Here is a 16351-nt window from a genome sequence, read left to right as displayed (position 1 = left end):
CACAGATCAGCAGTGTTGCCCGGATGACGGCGTCAGCTCCCTATTACGGCGATTCGGCCGTGATGCGCACCCCGCCACCTGACCTGCCGAGCCTTTTGCTCAAGGAGCGGATCGTCTACCTGGGCTTGCCCCTGTTCAGCGACGACGACGCCAAGCGTCAAATGGGCATTGACGTGACCGAGCTGATCATTGCCCAGCTGCTTTATCTGGAATTCGACAACCCGGAAAAGCCGATTTTCTTCTACATCAATTCCACCGGCACCAGCTGGTACTCGGGCGATGCGATCGGTTTTGAAACCGAAGCCTTTGCCATCTGCGACACGATCCGCTACGTGAAGCCGCCGGTGCACACGATTTGCATTGGCCAGGCCATGGGCACGGCGGCGATGATCCTTTCGGCCGGCACCAAGGGCCAAAGGGCCTCCCTGCCCCACGCCTCGATCGTGCTGCACCAGCCCAGAAGCGGTGCCCGCGGCCAGGCCACCGACATCCAGATCCGGGCCCAGGAGGTGCTGCACAACAAGCGCACCATGCTTGAGATGTTGTCGAGCAACACCGGCAGGTCGGTGGAGCAGCTCTCCAAGGATTCCGACCGGATGACCTACCTCACCGCTGAGGAAGCCAAGGAATACGGCCTGATCGACCGGGTGCTCTCCAGCCAAAAGGACCTGCCCACCAATTTGCCGGTCGGTGCATCCACCAGCCCTGGCAATCCAGGCATCAGCTAAGCCGCCCCCCTCCTTTAACCCAACGCAACCAAACCATGCCCATCGGCACCCCCAGTGTTCCCTACCGCCTTCCCGGCAGCCAGTACGAGCGCTGGGTAGATATCTACACCCGTCTTGGGGTGGAGCGGATCCTGTTCATGGGTTCCGAAGTGACCGATGCCGTGGCCAATGCCCTGGTGGCCCAGATGTTGTATCTGGATTCGGATGACAACTCCAAGCCCATTTACCTCTATATCAACTCACCGGGAGGATCGGTGACGGCGGGGCTGGCGATTTACGACACGATCCAGTACGTCAAATCCGACGTAGTAACCATCTGCGTGGGCCTGGCCGCCTCGATGGGGGCCTTCCTGCTGGGTGCTGGCACCAAGGGCAAACGGCTAGCCCTGCCCCATAGCCGCATCATGATTCACCAGCCCCTGGGGGGCACTGCCCAGCGCCAGGCCAGCGACATCGAGATCGAGGCCAGGGAAATCTTGCGAATGAAGGACATGCTCAACCACAGCATGGCCGACATGACCGGCCAGCCCTTCGCAAAAATCGAGAAGGATACTGACCGCGATTACTTCCTCAGCGCTGCTGAGGCAAAGGATTACGGCCTAATTGACCGGGTCATTTCCCATCCCAACGAAGCCTGATCGGGCCCTTGCGTAAGCTCGATCCCTGACCAGAACAGAAACTTCGCCCTGATGGCCCAGCTCTTTTACGACACCGACGCCGACCTCAGCCTGCTGGCCGGAAAAACGGTGGCCATCATTGGCTACGGCTCCCAGGGCCACGCCCACGCCCTGAACCTCAAGGACAGCGGCGTGAATGTGCTGGTGGGCCTCTACGAGGGCAGCCGCTCCGCCGAAAAGGCCAAGGCCGATGGTCTTGAGGTGCTGAGCGTGGCCGATGCCTGCGCCAAGGCCGAGTGGATCATGGTGTTGCTACCCGATGAATTCCAGAAGGCCGTCTACGACGCCGAGATCGCACCACACCTAAACGCCGGCAAGGTGCTCAGTTTTGCCCACGGCTTCAACATCCGCTTCGAGCTGATCAAGCCGCCCGCCGACGTGGATGTGGTGATGATCGCCCCGAAGGGCCCTGGCCACACCGTGCGCTGGGAGTACCAAAACGGCATGGGTGTGCCCGCCCTGTTTGCCATCCACCAGGACGCCAGCGGCCAGGCCCGCGAGCTGGCCATGGCCTATGCGAAGGGCATTGGCGGCACCAGAGCCGGCATCCTCGAAACCAACTTCAAGGAAGAGACCGAAACCGACCTCTTTGGTGAGCAGGCCGTGCTCTGCGGTGGCCTCAGCGAATTGGTCAAGGCTGGCTTCGAAACCCTGGTGGAGGCTGGCTATCAGCCCGAGCTGGCCTACTTCGAGTGCCTGCACGAGGTGAAGCTGATCGTGGATTTGATGGTGAAGGGCGGCCTTACCGCCATGCGCGACTCCATTTCAAACACCGCCGAATACGGCGATTACGTGAGCGGCCCGCGCCTGATCACCGCCGACACCAAGGCGGAGATGAAGCGGATCCTGGCAGACATCCAGGACGGCACCTTCGCCCGCAACTTCGTGGCCGAATGTGACGCCGGCAAGCCTGAGATGAAGAAGATCCGCGAGCGCGATGCAGCCCATCCGATCGAACAGGTGGGCACGGGTCTGCGCTCCATGTTCAGCTGGCTGAAGACAGCCTGATCCCCTGGCTACTGGTGGTGGGGGCCTGCGGCCTCGACCGACTGGTGGGCGACCCCCGCTGGTGCCTCCACCCCGTGGTGGTGATGGGTTGGTGGATAGGCACACTTAGGGGCTTGGTGGAGGCAATTGCCGGCTCCAGCCCCTGGGGCCTACGGCTTGGTGGCTGTTTAATCACCGCCCTGCTGGTCGCAACGGCTGGCCTGGCCGGCCTTTGGATCGAGAGATTCGCCCTTGGGCAACCAGCCCTGGGGGGGCCTGTGCTTTTGGTGGGGCTGGCCAGCGCCCTGGCCGGCCGCAGCCTTGATCAGGCGGTCCATGGGGTTTTAACTGCCCTGCCAAAATTGGGATTGGCCCGGGAGCGGCTGGCCGGAATCGTGGGCCGCGATACCGCCGATCTAGGCGAAACCGAAATTCTGCGGGCCCTGGCCGAAACCGCCAGCGAAAACGCCGTAGACGGGCTGTTTGCACCACTGTTTTGGATGCTGCTGGGGGCTGGGGTGTGGAGCTTCAACCCCTCCTGGCCCGGCCCCCTGGCCCTGGCCTGGGGCTTCAAGGCGGCGAGCACCCTCGATTCGATGCTGGGCTACCGCCACGGCACCTTGCGCTGGCTCGGCACAGCCGGAGCCCGCCTGGACGACCTAATGGTGTGGCTGCCCTGCAGGTTGGTGGCCTTCAGCCTGCCCCTGGCCCTGGGCAGGGGTTTTGGCAACTGCTTCGCATCACTGAATTTGGCCCTCGCAGACGGCGCCAGCGACCCCTCGCCCAATGCGGGCGTCTCCCAGGCGGCCTATGCCCATGGCCTGGGGGTCCAACTCGGGGGAGTCAACAGCTATCGAGGCGCCACCGTGCTCAAACCGCTGCTGGCGCCAGCCAATGCCCCAGCAAACAGAGCAACGATCGCGAAAATACTGCGAATAAATGGCCGCCTGCAGCTGATTTGGCTGGCCCTGGCGGGGTTAGGGGCCTTCATGACAAAAATTCTCAGATAACTGCCAGCCGTTACGCGCCTCACGATGCTGCGCTCAAGAACAGCAGCCCATGCCCCTCCGCGAACTCCTCGAAGAAGCCCTGCTGGAGCCAGACATCGGCACCACCTCCTGCTTCCGCTGGCATGCCACACCGGTGGGCATTGCGGCTGTTTGGAATGGTGGCAAGCCACCACTCGCGCCGCCCTTCGAAGATGCCCTCAAGGAGGGACTGCAGGTGGGCCTGGATCTCAGCCGTGAGGAACGGGAGTTTCACCAGCTCAACGCGGGCCTGGTGATCCTGTTTCACTCCTGAAAAGCTGACTGGCGAAGACCAAGTTCCACTGGTGCAGGCTCCAGCGCACACAGCCTTGCTCAATTAACGGATCAGTGCGCACCAGGGCATCGGCCTGGGCCCAATCCTGGGCTGAGAACAGCAGCATGCCTCCGGCCCCATCACCGTTGAGACCCTTGCGTTCAGCCCAGTAGCCACTGCTGGGGCTGTGCCCCGTGGCCTCGAGCTCCGCAAGCCAGCGCAGGTGGGCTGGGATCACCGCATCGAATTGCTCCTTGGCAACGATGCCCTCCTCAAGCTTCACAAACCAGACCATGGTCAAAAAATGGGGGTCAAAAAAGGGAAAGACAAACGGGAAAACGACCGGAGCCCAGCCGTAGGCCATAGCCTTGGTCCACAGCAGCAGGCCTAGCAGGGCACATCCATGGATCACCCATTTTGGATTCTTGTGCCCTGGGCCGTCTTTGCCGTTGGCATCGCCTTAAAGGTATGGAGGATCTACTGGGCCCTGCGCAGCAGGCCCAGTGCCACGGCGATAGACGTTGAAAAGTTCAGGCAGAACCTGGAGATGGCATGGGCAAGGGGCCAAAAAACCGCATAAAACGATACCCCCAGCAACATGCTAGATTTATGAAGATTTAATACAGGCGCATGTTTCTAAGCTTTTTCGGCTTCCTATTTGCCGCCATTTCTTTTGTTCAAGTCCCCCAATGGGACAACGACTGGACCAAATGCTCGGTGTCAGTTCCCGATACGGCCTGCCATTGGTATGTGGTCAACCCAGACAACACCTTTGGCAAAGGGTTTAGCTGGATTACCGCGCCTAAATTTGATTTCGAAGCCCTCAAAGATATTGCAGTCCAGCACGAAGTAACCGTGGCCCAGGGATATGCAACAACAGTAGAGCTGATGAATGCAACCACCGATATCAAATACGGCGATAACTATTAATCAATATTCAACTCCGGGGCCGCCGGCCATAGGTAGCTAGAAAACCACCAAGACCACTTCAACCACCAGGAACCCCGCCAGTCCTGCTATTGCCAGAAGGGAAGGAAGGCCAGAAACACCCATTCGCCGACTCCAGAGACTGACCATTTCTAAAGAAAATCAGAAGAAAATGCTGTAGCGATACATACAGCAGAAGAAAACGGCACATTCCTCAATGATTGCCGGCCTCCAGCCGCGGCAAATACGGGCCCGATGTATCCCACGATTCATTGCCAAGTCGCTGGCGAGAACGGCCTGCCACACTCGACCAACTCACCCAATCGGCATGGCCTCTGAGCATCCTGACGCCCCAAAGCAGTTGGGCTTACGCCTGCCTGGGGAAACGATGGAACTGATCTCGGCCATTCAGGAGCACCGCAAGCAATCAAGCCAAGCCACCACCATTGCTGCCATCGTCGAAGACGCCATTGGTGCGTACTACGACCAGCTGGTGGACGAGGGGCAAATAAGTGACAAGTAATTGAGGGTGCTTGCGCCGGGGCTTCCCTGGAGCAGCTGCCCTATGCCCACCTGAGCCACACCCAAAGTTTGCTCATACAAATACCCATACCGCCCGATGGCCCAAGCCCTCTCTGAACGCGTAACCGTGACCATGCCGGCGGAGCTGGTGGCAGGGATTGATCGGATCGAGCGCAACAGAAGTCGCTTCATCGCAGAAGCGGTGCGCCATGAGCTCAAGCGCAGGCAACAGCAGGAGTTGCTGCGCTCACTGGAGGAGCCCCATCCAGACAGCCTCCCCACTTCCGAACTGGGTCTGGAGAGCTGGAGCCAGGAGTTACCGGAGGGTGATCACAACCTTCTCGACCCAAATGACGGCGTGTTGCTCCACTGGGAGAGTGGGAAGGGCTGGCAGGAGCCGGGCCGAAGAGTCTGGCCAGGGTCATGAACAACAGGGCACCAGGCCCTGTGTTGTGGTGAGCGATCAGGGTGTGAATAGCAATCAGCGTTTCCCCCTGATTGCTGTGGTGCCAGCGGGCTCACCAAAGCGTCTACAGCGCTGGTGGATCAGGTGCACTCGATTGACAAGCAGCGAATCCGCCGCCGTTACGGCCAGGTATCCGCAGTAGAGCTTGAAGCAATCGACAACGGCCTCTGCCTTTATCTGGGGCTGGAAGCAGCTATGTGAATCAGTCTTAAGTAATCAAAAACGGAGAGGGTGGGATTCGAACCCACGGAAGCTTTCACTTCAAACGATTTCGAGTCGTTCGCTTTCGACCACTCAGCCACCTCTCCAAGTCCTGCGCAGCACGCGGACGGCCCTTGGGCTTTTGCAAGCTTAAAGACCCACTAGGCCAGGGCCGCCTGCAGGGATCCACTGGCGCCAGTGGCAGCCCATCTCTGCTTTGGTTGCAGGGGCAGCCGGCCGCTTAGCCACACCCGCTTCACCCCCTGCAGCTCAAGCCAGCGCTGCTCCTTCAGCTGCGGCCTAAATCCCAGCCAGACCCCATCAATTGCGGGCGAAGCAGAAGTGGCGGGCTGGCCAGCAATCCCGACCTGGTCGCGCCAACTCCACAGAGCCTGACGATCCGGCAGCAACAACCACTGGCTGCCGCCCACCTTCAGTCGCACCGCCCGGCTGAAACTGGCCAACGGCTCTGCCACCAAACCAGGGCTCCGTAACTGCTCCCCCGGCAACAACGGTGGGCTGCCCTCTCCAGAAGCAACCACCAGGTTGGATTCCTGCCGCCAGCAGCCAGTATTTGCAGCGGGCAATGGATCCAGCAGTAGGGACCAATCCCAGCGCTGAACCCCCAAGCCCTTGGCTAGGGACTGGGCCTGCAGGCAACTGAAGCCATCGCCCTGCAGGCTCACCAGGGCAGCCCGGCCCTGGTGGCGAGCCACCAACAAATCCAATCGGCCCTGGTGCACCAAGAGCAACTGGTCAGATGCCAGCCAACCCAACTGCACCACCATCACACCACTGATCAAGGCCGCTCCAAGCCAGCGCCAACGCTTCGCCAAACCGGGTATGGCCACGGCCAGCACCGCCAAAACCAACAACAGCACCAGCAGATGGGTCGGCCTACCGAGTTGCCATTGGGCCATCGGCAACCCTGCAAACCACCTCACCACCACCAACAGCAGCCCGCACAGCCAGGCCACCGGAATCAGCAGCAACGGCAATAGGGGCGGCAGCAAAATCGCCACCAGGGCGAGGGCCATCGCCCCCAGCGTGAGCGGCGTAAGCAAAGGGGCCACCACCACGTTGGCCGGCACCGCATAGATCGGCACCACACCGAAATGGAGTAGCTGCAGCGGCAGGGTCCAAAAAGATGCCGCCAGGGGCACCGCCAGGGCGGCGGCAGCCACCGGGGGCAACCAGCGCTTTAGGCCCTCCTCCATTGGTCGGGCCGACACCATCAAAGCTGCGGTGGCGACGGCACTCAGTTGGAAGCCCACATCCAGCAACCACTGGGGGAAAACCACCAGCAGGGCCAACAAACTGGCAAACAGAATCCCCAAGGGCCTGGCCCGCCAACCGCACTCCAGCACCACCAGGGCGATGGCGCCCATCAACACCGCCCGCAACACCGAGGGCTGGGGGCCCGCCAGCAACACAAAAAGCGCCATGGCGCCAAGGGCCAAACCAAGCCGCAGGGGCCTTACCAACCTGCGGCCCAGGGGCATCACCGCCCCCAGCAACACACTCAGGTGAAAACCGCTAGCCGCAAGCGCATGGGAGAGGCCAGCAGCGCGAAAGGCGTCGCGCACCTCCCCAGGCAAGGGCACCACCGCACTGCCCAACACCAGGGCCGCCAGCACCCCACCATTGGCCGCACCCGCCCGCTCCAAAAGGGCCTGGGCCATCCGGCGTCGCAAATCGGCGACCGGTGAGGCTGGTTTGTGAAGCACCTCCAGGTTTTGCACCTTCATTTGGCTGAAGGTCTGCTGACGGGCCAGCCGCTCCGCCGGGGCAGCCAGCAGGGGATGGGGTGAAGCCATCGGTCGCCTCAGCAGGCCATGGACCCGCAGCCGCCAGCCCTCCTGGAGCTGCGGGCAGGGCTCCATCCGCAGTTCCGTGCGCCCCGCCGGCAACTGCAACAGGGCGCGGCAGGCCTGACCATCACCAATCGCACTGGGATCGGCCAGCAGGCGACCCTCCAGGGTCAGCTCCAGTGATGGATTGGCCCCATGGACCGGATCTCCAGGCCCAGGCCGGGCTGGCGTAAAGGCAATCAGGCCAATGCGTAAAAGCAAAAGGGCCACCAGGGCCAGCCAGAGCCAATGGCGCCGCCCGCCTCGAGCCATGTCTGCCCCCAAATACTGGGGGCAGGTTTCCCACTAGTTGGTGGGATCTGGAGCGTGTTCGGCAAACCAGGCCTGGCGCTTTTCCTCACTGAGCAGGGGGAAGCCAAGGGCTTGGCGCTCCGCCAACCAGGCTTCCGCCACCTGGCGTGCCAGGTGGCGAATCCGGCCAATCGTGGCCGTACGCTCCGTAACCGAAATAACGCCGCGGGCCTCCAGCAGGTTGAAGGTGTGGCTGCACTTGAGCACGTAATCCAGGGCAGGGGCCGGCAGGCGCCGTTCCACCAGGTCGGCGGCCTCAGCCTCATAGATGCCAAACAGCTGGGTCAGCCGCTCGGGGTTAGAGGCTTCGAAGTTGTAGGTGCAATGGCCCTTTTCAAACGGCAGCCAGATGTCGCCGTAGGTGCGATTGCCATCCCAACTGAGGTCCCAAATGCTCTCCACATCCTGGAGATACATGGCCAAGCGTTCGAGCCCGTAGGTGATCTCAATCGACACCGGCCGGCAATCGATCCCACCGCATTGCTGGAAATAGGTGAACTGGGTCACCTCCATGCCATCGAGCCAAACCTCCCAGCCCACGCCCCAGGCACCCAGGGTCGGCGATTCCCAGTTGTCCTCCACGAAGCGAATGTCGTGGTCCTTGACCTGGATCCCCAGGGCCTCAAGCGAAGCCAGGTAGGTCTCCTGGATGCCGTTGGGCGAAGGTTTAATCAACACCTGGTACTGGAAGTAGTGCTGGGCCCGGTTGGGGTTATCGCCATAGCGGCCATCGGTGGGCCGGCGGCAGGGCTCTGGGTAGGCCACCGCCCAGGGCTCCGGGCCAATCGCCCGCAGCACCGTATGGGGGCTCATCGTGCCCGCCCCCTTTTCGGTGTCATAGGGCTGCAGGATCAAACAGCCCTGGTCAGCCCAAAAGCGGTTGAGGGTCTGGATGATGTCCTGGAAATGCACGGCGCGATGCTGGCCTTCTATGCCAGCCATTGTGAGGGCTGGCCGGGGAAAGCCCTAGGCGCAAAGCCCATCCTGCGAAGAGCAAAGCTCAAGCCATCAGTTGCAGCAGGCCCATTTGTCCGGCCGCCAGGGGCCGGTGCTTGGCGAAACGGAAACCGGCAGCCCGGGCCAAGGCTTCCTGGCCGGTGGCCGTAGGGAAGCGGGCAATGCTGGCCTCCAGGTAGGCGTAGTGCTCCCCGATGCCGAAGCGCTCTGCCGCCGGCACCACCAGGCGGCGCAGGTACAAGCGCTGAAATGCCGCTGGCCAGGTCTGTTCCGCCCGGTTGAAGTCCAGTACGGCGGCCCTGGCCCCGGGCCGCAGCAACCGGCGCAACTCCTGCAGGCCCGCCGCCGGATCCGCCAGGTTGCGCAGGCCGTAGGTCATCACCGCCCCATCAAAACTGGCATCGGCCAGGCCCGTGGCCAGGGCATCCCCCTGGAGCCAGCCCAGGTCAAGCCAGGGTTGGGCCGCCGAGCGCTGGGCTGCCACCTGCAAGGGCGCCGCGGCCGCATCCAGGCCCAACACAGATCCCCCTGGCCGCAATTTGGCCGCCAACACCAAGGCCAGATCGCCGGTGCCGCAACAAAGATCGAGCAGCCTTTGACCGGGCCTTGGCTGGAGCCAGGCCACCGCCTGCCGTTTCCATAGCCGGTGCAGTCCCAGGCTTAAAAGGTCGTTGAGTTGGTCGTAGCGGGGGGCAATCTGATCAAACAGCTGCTCGACCGCCGCCGGATCACCAGGCCTAAAACTGCCCATCCCAGGGCAAAACGATGGAGTCGAGGCTGATACCGGCCTCCTGCTCAGGGGCGGGCAGGAGGCCACGGGCTTCCAGCCGATCTGGGCTGGTCAGGGTAAGCACCATCACGGTGGCCAGGCCAACGGCAGCAGAACAGACCATGCAGCCAGCCAGCATCAGGGAAAATTCCTTGCGATCATTGGCGGCCTGCATCAACTGGAGCGCCCAGGCCACCAAAGCCACCACGGCAAGCACCATCACCAAACCCAAGCCGGTCAGGACGGCGGGCGATAGGGCAATAGATGGCAGGGGAAGGGCGGAAATCTCTAAAAATCCAGTCGTGGCCCCAATGTAACCAAAGTTCACTTGCCTGCGCGGGGGGGGCGAATCGATAGGGGGCGAATAGGCATTGGGCGTATCGGGAGGCCGAGCTCCAGCAGCTCCGCCTTGATCTGCTCCACCGTGAGCACACCATCGTGCAGCAAGGAAGCCAGCAGGGCCGCAGAGGCCTGGCCATCGCCATCGCCCGCACCGAGGGCCCTGGCGATGTGGTCGATGCAGCCGGCCCCGCCGGAGGCAATCACCGGCACCTCAACGGCCTGGGCAACGGCCCTGGTGAGATTCAGTTCATAGCCCGCCTGGGTGCCATCTCCATCCATCGATGTCAGCAGGATCTCGCCGGCCCCCAGGGCCACCACCTGGCGGGCCCAGGCCACGGCATCGAGGCCAGTGTTTTCACGGCCACCCTTTACAAACACATCCCAGCCGGGCCCCCTCTCGCCCAGCTCTGCCCCATCCCGGCGGCGGGCATCAATCGCCACCACGATGCACTGGCAACCAAAGCGATCAGCCCCCTGGCGCACCAGCTGGGGATCGCGTACGGCCGAGGAATTGAGGCTGACCTTGTCGGCCCCAGCCCGCAACAGCTCCGTGATGCCCTCCACGCTGCTAATTCCCCCACCCACGGTGAAGGGGATCGTCACCGCTTCAGCGGTGCGACGCACCAAATCCACCAAGGTGGCGCGCCCCTGGTGGCTGGCGGCAATGTCCAAAAACACCAGCTCATCGGCCCCAGCAGCGCTGTAGCGGCAAGCCAACTCCACCGGATCCCCCGCATCGCGCAGGCCCACAAAATTGATTCCCTTCACGACCCGACCATCGGCCACGTCGAGGCAGGGAATGATCCGTTTGGCAACCATGAGCTCACTGTTAGTGTTGCGCCACTTTCCAGTTGCGCCAGCCATGTCCCAGGCTGCCACCACGGGCTCCGTGAATATTGGCTCCAAGGTGCGGATCACCCGGGTTCGGGACCGCATTTCCACCGAGATGGTGGGAGCTCTCCAAGCCGATGCCTCCGGCACCGTGACCGGCTTCCGCACCGTTGATGGCAAGGGCATCGGCGTGGTGGTGATGCTGGCCAACGGACAGCAGGCTTGGTTTTTCGAAGACGAAATCGCCCTCGCCTGAGCCCCAACATTGACCAACAGCCCCAACCCTGAGGCATCGAGCGGCGGCGGTGCCCGCCAACTGCTGGGCATGAAGGGTGCCAGCGGCACCACCAATATCTGGAAGATTCGGCTCCAGCTGATGAAGCCGGTCACCTGGATCCCCCTGATCTGGGGCGTGCTGTGTGGGGCTGCAGCATCCGGCAACTTCCACTGGACCGCCAGTGAAGTGGGCGCCTCAATCGCCTGCATGCTGATGAGTGGCCCCCTGCTGGCGGGCTACACCCAGACCATCAACGACTACTACGACCGCGAGATCGACGCGATCAACGAGCCCTACCGCCCCATTCCCTCGGGGGCGATTCCGCTTTGGCAGGTGAAGCTGCAGATCTGGGTGCTGCTGCTGGCTGGCCTGGGAGTGGCCTTTGGCTTGGATGTCTGGGCCGGCCACAGCAATCCGGTGCTGTTTTGGCTCGCCCTTGGGGGCTCGTTTGTCAGCTTCATCTATTCGGCGCCGCCCCTGAAGCTCAAGCAAAACGGCTGGCTGGGCAACTACGCCCTGGGCGCCAGTTACATCGCCCTGCCCTGGTGGGCCGGCCAGGCCCTATTTGGCCAGCTCACCTGGACCACCGCCCTGCTGACCCTGGCCTATTCCCTGGCCGGGCTAGGCATTGCCGTGGTCAACGATTTCAAGAGCGTGGAAGGCGACCGGGCCCTGGGCCTGCAATCCCTGCCGGTGGCCTTTGGCATCGAGACCGCCAGCTGGATCAGTGCCGGCATGATCGATCTGTTTCAGCTGGCCATGGTGACCGTACTGATTGCGATCGGCCAGCACTTTGCCGCCGTGCTGTTGGTGCTGCTGATCATTCCCCAAATCACCTTCCAGGACATCTGGCTGCTGCGGGATCCGGTGGCCTTCGACGTGAAATATCAAGCCAGCGCCCAGCCCTTCCTGGTGCTGGGCATGCTGGTGACCGCTTTGGCCATCGGGCACAGCACCCTGGTGGCTTGAGGTGAACCAGCGCCGGCGCCAGCTTGTGCGCATTGGTCTGCTGGCTGCTGCCATCGGCAGCGGCGTAGCCCTCGGCCAAGCGGCCCTGGTTTCGGGCTTTGATCTGCTGCTTCCCGATGCCCGGGGCATCAGCGCCTTCAACCGCCCCGGCACCCTGACCATCCTCTCGGCCGATGGCCAGGTGGTGCAGAAAATTGGGCCCGCCACCCGCGAAAAGCTCACCGTTGAAGCCACGCCGGCCCTGGTGGAGCAGGCCTTCATTGCGGCGGAAGATCGCCGCTTTTATCGGCACGATGGCATCGATCTGGTGGGGATTGGCCGGGCCATGGTTCGCAACATCACCAGGCACTCCGTGGAGGAGGGCGCCAGCACGATCACCCAGCAGCTGGCCCGCACGGTCTACCTAAGCCAGGACCGCACGATCCTGCGCAAATTTGCGGAAATCGCCCTCGCCGGCAAACTTGAGCGCCAACTGAGCAAAAAGCAGATCCTCACCGAGTACCTCAACGTGGTGTACCTCGGCTCCAGCGCCTATGGAGTGGCGGATGCGGCCTGGATCTACTTCTCCAAAACCCCCAACCAACTCACCCTGCCGGAGGCCGCCCTGATCGCGGGCCTGCCGCCGGCCCCCTCGGTCTATTCACCCCTGGTCACTCCCCATCTGGCCCTGGAACGGCGGGCGATCGTGCTTCGCCGCATGCAGGAAGCCGGCTTTATCAGTGCCGATCAACAGGCAGAGGCCAATGCCACCCCCCTGCAACTGAAACCGGCCGAACCCAAGTATTTCCAGAGCCGCGCTCCCTACTTCACCAGCTGGGTGCAGCAACAACTTTCCACGGTGCTCACTAAAGAACAGCTGGAGGTAGGCGGCCTCACCGTCAAAAGCAGCCTCAACCTGGCCTGGCAGGAGCAGGCCCAAAAGGCGATCGACACCTATGCCCCGGGCGAGATGGAAGGGGCCCTGGTGGCGATGGAACCAGGTACGGGCCTGGTGCGGGCGATGGTGGGTGGCAAGGACTTTGCCAAGAGCCAGTTCAACCGGGCGGCCGACGCCCTGCGTTCCCCTGGCTCCACCTTCAAGTTGTTTGTGTACCTGACCGCCCTCAAAGAAGGGATGAGGCCAGAGCGGATCGTGGTGGATACTCCCCGCTGCTTTGCCGGCTACTGCCCCCGCAACTTTGGCGATCGCTACATGGGATCGATTCCAATGGTGGTGGCTATTCAGAACTCGCTCAACATTGTGGCGGTGGGGCTGCTGCAACAACTGGGCTTCGACAAGGTGATCGAAACCGCCAAGAGTCTTGGCATTGGCACCGTGCGCGAACTTGGGCACTACTACCCCTTGGCGATTGGGGCCTACGAACAAACCCTGCTGGAGATGACCACCGCCTATGCGGCGATCAACAACAGCGGCATCTTCGTAAAAGCAACCCCCTTCGAGGAGGTCTTGGGGCCCAATGGCGAGCTGCTCTGGAGTCGTCGGGTGGATGGCGAACGGGGTCGCCGGGCCGTCGATGGCGACATCGCCAACACCATGCTCTGGATGCTCCAGCAGGTGGTCAAGGGGGGCACGGGGGCCGGTGCCGCCCTACCCAATCGGCCGGTGGCGGGCAAAACAGGCACCTCAGAGGGGGGCCGAGACCTCTGGTTTATCGGCTCCATTCCCCAGCTCACAACGGGCGTTTGGCTGGGATACGACAGCAATCAAACCACCGGCAACACCAGCGTGGTGGCGACCTACGCCTGGCGAGCATTCATGGAGCCGATCACCAAAAACCTGCCCGTTCGCCAGTTCCCACAGCGGCCAGTGCTCCAAACCAGTTACGCCGGCGACAGGAAGAACGTCCGCAAACCCCCAGGAGCTGGAGCAGGAAATGGCTATTGGGCTCCGACCTTGCCAGCGCCAGACCCCACTGCCACCAGTCCAGACAGACTGGCCCCGATTCCGGAGGGCACCCCAACAAATGGCCCACCCCCTGGAGTTTCCAGCCCAGCAGCTCCAGCGGCTGCCACCCCAAACATGCCGCCACCGCCCGTGGCAGCACCACCTACTCCCTAGCCTCCAGTATCCCTGGCGCCTGGAGCAGGGCGGCATAAAAGCCATCGCCACTGGCCTGCTCCCCTAGAGCGGCCTGGCTGCCAGGCCACAGCTGCCAGCTCTCGGCCATTTGCCACTGGGGATGGTCGAGCAAGAAGGCGCCAATCAGCTCGCCATTTTCAGCCGGATGCACCGTGCAGGTGGCATAGACCAACTGGCCGCCTGGCTTGAGCAGGGGCAGGAGCGATTCCAGCAACTTCCGCTGCAATAGACCCAGCTCCTGCACCGTCTCGGGGCTGATCCGCCAGCGGGCATCGGCATGGCGGACCAGGGTGCCCAGGCCCGAGCAGGGCGCATCCAGCAAGAGCCGATCAAAGCTGGCCAACCATTCGCCCCTGTTAATGGCCAGCTCACTGGCATCGGCGGCCAGGGTGTGAATCGATTTCAGACCTAGCCGGGCGGCATTGATCTCCACCCGCCGCAGGCGGGCAGCGGAGCGATCAATGGCCCACACCTCCCCCTGGTCCCCCATCAATTCGGCCAGGTGGGTGCTTTTGCCGCCGGGGGCGGCGCAGGCATCCAAGATCCGCTCCCCCGGCCTAGGGGCAAGTAGCAAGGCCACCCGCTGGGCGGCCCGATCCTGCACACACCAGTGGCCATCGCCATAGCCCGGCAGGCTGCGCAGATCGCCACTGCGGCCGCTGAGGGCAATCCCCCATGGCAAATCCTCGAGGGGCTGGGCCTCCACCCCCGCCGCCTGCAACGCCTCCAGCAACTCCGCCCGGCTAGTGCGCAGGGGATTCACCCGCAAATCAAGGCTGGGGGGTTGGTTGCAGGCCAGCCCAAAGGCTTCCGCCTGCTCGAGCGGCAACCACTGAAACAGCAGCCTGGCCAGCCAGTCGGGCAGGGAATGGCGCAGGCCAAAGGCGGCTGGGGGATCGCTCGGCAGTGCCAGGCCAGCCCAGGGCTCGGGCCCCAGCCCTTCTCGGCGACGCAGGGCTGCCCGCAGCAGTCCATTAGCCACGGGTGCCAGCCGGCCCAGGCCGCCCCGCTTGGCCAATTCCACGGTGGTGCTCACCGCAGCAGAGGCAGGCACCCGGCCACTAAAGAGCAACTGGTAAAGGCCCAAGTGCAACAACCAGCGCAGTTTTGGTGGTTGCTTAGCGGCGGGCACCTTGCCCAGTAGGTCGAGCCAGGCATCGAGCAGGCGCCGCTGGCGAATCGAGCCATAGGCCAGTTCGGTGGCCAGGGAGCGGTCCACCCCCTCGATCGCCGTGCGCTGCAACTCCCGCTCCAGGGCGACATCGGCATAGGCCCCAGCCCCAACGGCCATCAACACCTGCCAGGCCACCTGGCGCGGCAGCAGACCAATCGGGGCAGGGTTGCTCAACCAAAGGTGCGGCAATGGCCTCCACAGTTAGCGCCCCGCCAATCGAAAGCAAGACAAGGGCGGGGGATCCCATACCCTCATTGCCAAGCACTGCCTTCGGCCCATGCCCCTGCTGCCCCGACGCTTCGAGCGGCTAAAGGCCGTTCTGGATCGGCGCATGGGTGATCTGACCGTGCTGCTGGAGCAGGTCGACAAGCCCCACAACCTCTCGGCAATCCTGCGCAGCTGCGATGCAGTAGGGGTGCTGGAGGCCCATGTGGTGAGCATGGCGGGGCGCACCCCCACCTTCAATTGCACCTCGAAGGGCAGTGAAAAGTGGGTGCCCCTACACCGCCACCCCAGCACGGCTGAAGCCCTCAGACAGCTCAAGGCCCAGGGCCTACGGCTCTATGGCACCCACCTTTCCGTAGATGCCATCGACTACCGCGACTGCAACTTCACAGGCCCCACCGCCTTCCTGCTGGGGGCAGAGAAATGGGGCCTCAGCGAAGAAGCGATAGAGCTAGTCGACCAACCAATCGTGATTCCGATGTTGGGCATGGTGCAGTCGCTGAACGTGAGTGTGGCGACCGCCACCCTGCTGTTTGAAGCCCTGCGCCAGCGGCAGGCGGCCGGCAGCCTGCCCAGCCAGGGAGAGGGGGTGGATCCACAGCGCTACGGACGCATGCTGTTCGAGTGGGCCTATCCGGAGGTCGCAGCCTGGTGCAACCGGCAAGGGAGGCCCTACCCGGCCCTAGATGGGGAGGGGGCCATCAGCGAGACGCTGCCCAGGAACGTGCGGCTGCGCCACTGATCGGACCCTGATT

20 protein-coding genes, 1 tRNA gene and 1 pseudogene are annotated in these 16351 nt (G+C 63.1%); 14 read left to right on the top strand and 8 right to left on the bottom strand.

Translation table 11 applies throughout. The features are described from left to right. Positions 1–23: 23 nt before the first annotated feature. Genes KBY49_RS00565 through KBY49_RS00545 form a run of 5 tightly spaced genes read left to right on the top strand, consistent with a single transcriptional unit; the run spans position 24 to position 3694 of the window. A complete protein-coding gene (locus tag KBY49_RS00565; protein ID WP_254932849.1) occupies positions 24–728 on the top strand; it encodes an ATP-dependent Clp protease proteolytic subunit in 705 nt (234 codons plus the stop codon). Between the two features lie 35 nt (positions 729–763). Then, complete coding sequence (locus KBY49_RS00560) at positions 764–1366, top strand: ATP-dependent Clp protease proteolytic subunit (RefSeq protein WP_254932848.1); 603 nt, start codon at positions 764–766, stop codon at positions 1364–1366. 51 nt (positions 1367–1417) lie between these two features. Beyond that, entirely contained in the window at positions 1418–2413 is a 996-nt protein-coding gene (gene ilvC, locus KBY49_RS00555) for a ketol-acid reductoisomerase (protein ID WP_254932847.1), read from the top strand. Between the two features lie 14 nt (positions 2414–2427). Next, positions 2428–3402 (top strand): CobD/CbiB family cobalamin biosynthesis protein, encoded by a 975-nt coding sequence (locus KBY49_RS00550; RefSeq protein ID WP_254932846.1) that lies wholly within the window; start codon positions 2428–2430, stop codon positions 3400–3402. A gap of 49 nt (positions 3403–3451) precedes the next feature. Next, complete coding sequence (locus tag KBY49_RS00545) at positions 3452–3694, top strand: hypothetical protein (protein ID WP_254932845.1); 243 nt, start codon at positions 3452–3454, stop codon at positions 3692–3694. On the opposite strand, the gene KBY49_RS00540 is transcribed toward KBY49_RS00545, so the two are convergent. Further along, positions 3660–4058 carry a YciI family protein gene (locus tag KBY49_RS00540; protein ID WP_254932844.1) on the bottom strand — a complete coding sequence of 133 codons (399 nt, stop codon included), beginning with the start codon at positions 4056–4058 and terminating at the stop codon, positions 3660–3662. The genes KBY49_RS00545 and KBY49_RS00540 overlap by 35 nt on opposite strands. Before the next feature lie 39 nt (positions 4059–4097). On the opposite strand from KBY49_RS00540, the gene KBY49_RS00535 reads away from it, so the two are divergent. The 5 genes and pseudogenes from KBY49_RS00535 (at position 4098) to KBY49_RS11740 (ending at position 5810) form a co-directional block, all read left to right on the top strand. Then, positions 4098–4274, top strand: a complete 177-nt coding sequence (locus KBY49_RS00535; protein WP_254932843.1) for a hypothetical protein — start codon at positions 4098–4100, stop codon at positions 4272–4274. Between the two features lie 50 nt (positions 4275–4324). Beyond that, a complete protein-coding gene (locus tag KBY49_RS00530; protein ID WP_254932842.1) occupies positions 4325–4624 on the top strand; it encodes a hypothetical protein in 300 nt (99 codons plus the stop codon). Between the two features lie 325 nt (positions 4625–4949). Continuing rightward, positions 4950–5144 carry a hypothetical protein gene (locus KBY49_RS00525; protein WP_254932841.1) on the top strand — a complete coding sequence of 65 codons (195 nt, stop codon included), beginning with the start codon at positions 4950–4952 and terminating at the stop codon, positions 5142–5144. 96 nt (positions 5145–5240) lie between these two features. Next, a complete protein-coding gene (locus KBY49_RS00520; RefSeq protein ID WP_254932840.1) occupies positions 5241–5570 on the top strand; it encodes a CopG family ribbon-helix-helix protein in 330 nt (109 codons plus the stop codon). Further along, a pseudogene (locus tag KBY49_RS11740) lies at positions 5494–5810 on the top strand (type II toxin-antitoxin system PemK/MazF family toxin). The gene KBY49_RS00520 and the pseudogene KBY49_RS11740 overlap by 77 nt, the downstream one beginning before the upstream one ends. Before the next feature lie 22 nt (positions 5811–5832). On the opposite strand, the gene KBY49_RS00515 reads toward KBY49_RS11740, so the two are convergent. The 6 genes from KBY49_RS00515 to hisF all read right to left on the bottom strand — a co-directional run bounded on the left by KBY49_RS00515 (position 5833) and on the right by hisF (position 10859). Next, positions 5833–5917: transfer RNA gene (locus KBY49_RS00515), tRNA-Ser, on the bottom strand. 54 nt (positions 5918–5971) lie between these two features. After that, positions 5972–7933: a ComEC/Rec2 family competence protein gene (locus tag KBY49_RS00510; protein ID WP_254932839.1), complete on the bottom strand. Its 1962-nt coding sequence runs from the start codon at positions 7931–7933 to the stop codon at positions 5972–5974. 33 nt (positions 7934–7966) lie between these two features. Continuing rightward, the gene (glyQ, locus tag KBY49_RS00505; protein WP_254933952.1) at positions 7967–8884 is read right to left on the bottom strand and encodes a glycine--tRNA ligase subunit alpha; all 918 of its coding nucleotides are present in this window, start codon (positions 8882–8884) and stop codon (positions 7967–7969) included. A gap of 88 nt (positions 8885–8972) precedes the next feature. Then, entirely contained in the window at positions 8973–9680 is a 708-nt protein-coding gene (ubiE, locus tag KBY49_RS00500; RefSeq protein WP_254932838.1) for a bifunctional demethylmenaquinone methyltransferase/2-methoxy-6-polyprenyl-1,4-benzoquinol methylase UbiE, read from the bottom strand. Then, a complete protein-coding gene (locus KBY49_RS00495) occupies positions 9667–10026 on the bottom strand; it encodes a hypothetical protein (RefSeq protein WP_254932837.1) in 360 nt (119 codons plus the stop codon). Before KBY49_RS00495 ends, ubiE begins: the two co-directional genes overlap by 14 nt. After that, complete coding sequence (gene hisF, locus KBY49_RS00490) at positions 10023–10859, bottom strand: imidazole glycerol phosphate synthase subunit HisF (RefSeq protein ID WP_254932836.1); 837 nt, start codon at positions 10857–10859, stop codon at positions 10023–10025. The genes KBY49_RS00495 and hisF overlap by 4 nt, the downstream gene beginning before the upstream one ends. A gap of 43 nt (positions 10860–10902) precedes the next feature. On the opposite strand from hisF, the gene KBY49_RS00485 reads away from it, so the two are divergent. The 3 genes from KBY49_RS00485 to KBY49_RS00475 all read left to right on the top strand — a co-directional run bounded on the left by KBY49_RS00485 (position 10903) and on the right by KBY49_RS00475 (position 14176). After that, on the top strand, positions 10903–11127 hold the full coding sequence (locus tag KBY49_RS00485) for a DUF2862 domain-containing protein (protein WP_254932835.1): 225 nt from the start codon (positions 10903–10905) through the stop codon (positions 11125–11127). A gap of 69 nt (positions 11128–11196) precedes the next feature. Then, positions 11197–12117, top strand: coding sequence for a chlorophyll synthase ChlG (chlG, locus tag KBY49_RS00480; protein ID WP_396099514.1), 921 nt, complete (start codon positions 11197–11199; stop codon positions 12115–12117). Between the two features lies 1 nt (position 12118). Further along, entirely contained in the window at positions 12119–14176 is a 2058-nt protein-coding gene (locus tag KBY49_RS00475; protein ID WP_254932833.1) for a transglycosylase domain-containing protein, read from the top strand. Here the strand turns inward: KBY49_RS00475 and KBY49_RS00470 are convergent. Continuing rightward, positions 14166–15545 (bottom strand): 16S rRNA (cytosine(967)-C(5))-methyltransferase, encoded by a 1380-nt coding sequence (locus KBY49_RS00470; RefSeq protein WP_254932832.1) that lies wholly within the window; start codon positions 15543–15545, stop codon positions 14166–14168. The genes KBY49_RS00475 and KBY49_RS00470 overlap by 11 nt on opposite strands. 103 nt (positions 15546–15648) lie before the next feature. Between KBY49_RS00470 and trmH the strand changes: the two genes are divergently transcribed. Then, entirely contained in the window at positions 15649–16338 is a 690-nt protein-coding gene (trmH, locus tag KBY49_RS00465) for a tRNA (guanosine(18)-2'-O)-methyltransferase TrmH (RefSeq protein WP_254932831.1), read from the top strand. Positions 16339–16351 lie beyond the last annotated feature (13 nt).

It is taken from the genome of Cyanobium sp. WAJ14-Wanaka (assembly GCF_024345375.1).
GTDB lineage: Bacteria > Cyanobacteriota > Cyanobacteriia > PCC-6307 > Cyanobiaceae > Cyanobium_A.
Note: the sequence above shows the minus strand (reverse complement) of the source record. Positions and strands in the feature narration are given on the sequence as shown.

Excerpts from the sequence above, each read along its gene's own strand:
- KBY49_RS00565 (WP_254932849.1), top strand. The coding sequence starts at position 24 with ATGACGGCGTCAGCTCCCTATTACGGCGATTCGGCCGTGATGCGCACC.
- KBY49_RS00560 (WP_254932848.1), top strand. The coding sequence starts at position 764 with ATGCCCATCGGCACCCCCAGTGTTCCCTACCGCCTTCCCGGCAGCCAG.
- ilvC (WP_254932847.1), top strand. The coding sequence starts at position 1,418 with ATGGCCCAGCTCTTTTACGACACCGACGCCGACCTCAGCCTGCTGGCC.
- KBY49_RS00545 (WP_254932845.1), top strand. The coding sequence starts at position 3,452 with ATGCCCCTCCGCGAACTCCTCGAAGAAGCCCTGCTGGAGCCAGACATC.
- KBY49_RS00540 (WP_254932844.1), bottom strand. The coding sequence starts at position 4,058 with ATGGCCTACGGCTGGGCTCCGGTCGTTTTCCCGTTTGTCTTTCCCTTT.
- KBY49_RS00535 (WP_254932843.1), top strand. The coding sequence starts at position 4,098 with ATGGATCACCCATTTTGGATTCTTGTGCCCTGGGCCGTCTTTGCCGTT.
- KBY49_RS00530 (WP_254932842.1), top strand. The coding sequence starts at position 4,325 with ATGTTTCTAAGCTTTTTCGGCTTCCTATTTGCCGCCATTTCTTTTGTT.
- KBY49_RS00525 (WP_254932841.1), top strand. The coding sequence starts at position 4,950 with ATGGCCTCTGAGCATCCTGACGCCCCAAAGCAGTTGGGCTTACGCCTG.
- KBY49_RS00520 (WP_254932840.1), top strand. The coding sequence starts at position 5,241 with ATGGCCCAAGCCCTCTCTGAACGCGTAACCGTGACCATGCCGGCGGAG.
- KBY49_RS00510 (WP_254932839.1), bottom strand. The coding sequence starts at position 7,933 with ATGGCTCGAGGCGGGCGGCGCCATTGGCTCTGGCTGGCCCTGGTGGCC.
- ubiE (WP_254932838.1), bottom strand. The coding sequence starts at position 9,680 with ATGGGCAGTTTTAGGCCTGGTGATCCGGCGGCGGTCGAGCAGCTGTTT.
- hisF (WP_254932836.1), bottom strand. The coding sequence starts at position 10,859 with ATGGTTGCCAAACGGATCATTCCCTGCCTCGACGTGGCCGATGGTCGG.
- KBY49_RS00485 (WP_254932835.1), top strand. The coding sequence starts at position 10,903 with ATGTCCCAGGCTGCCACCACGGGCTCCGTGAATATTGGCTCCAAGGTG.
- chlG (WP_396099514.1), top strand. The coding sequence starts at position 11,197 with ATGAAGGGTGCCAGCGGCACCACCAATATCTGGAAGATTCGGCTCCAG.
- trmH (WP_254932831.1), top strand. The coding sequence starts at position 15,649 with ATGCCCCTGCTGCCCCGACGCTTCGAGCGGCTAAAGGCCGTTCTGGAT.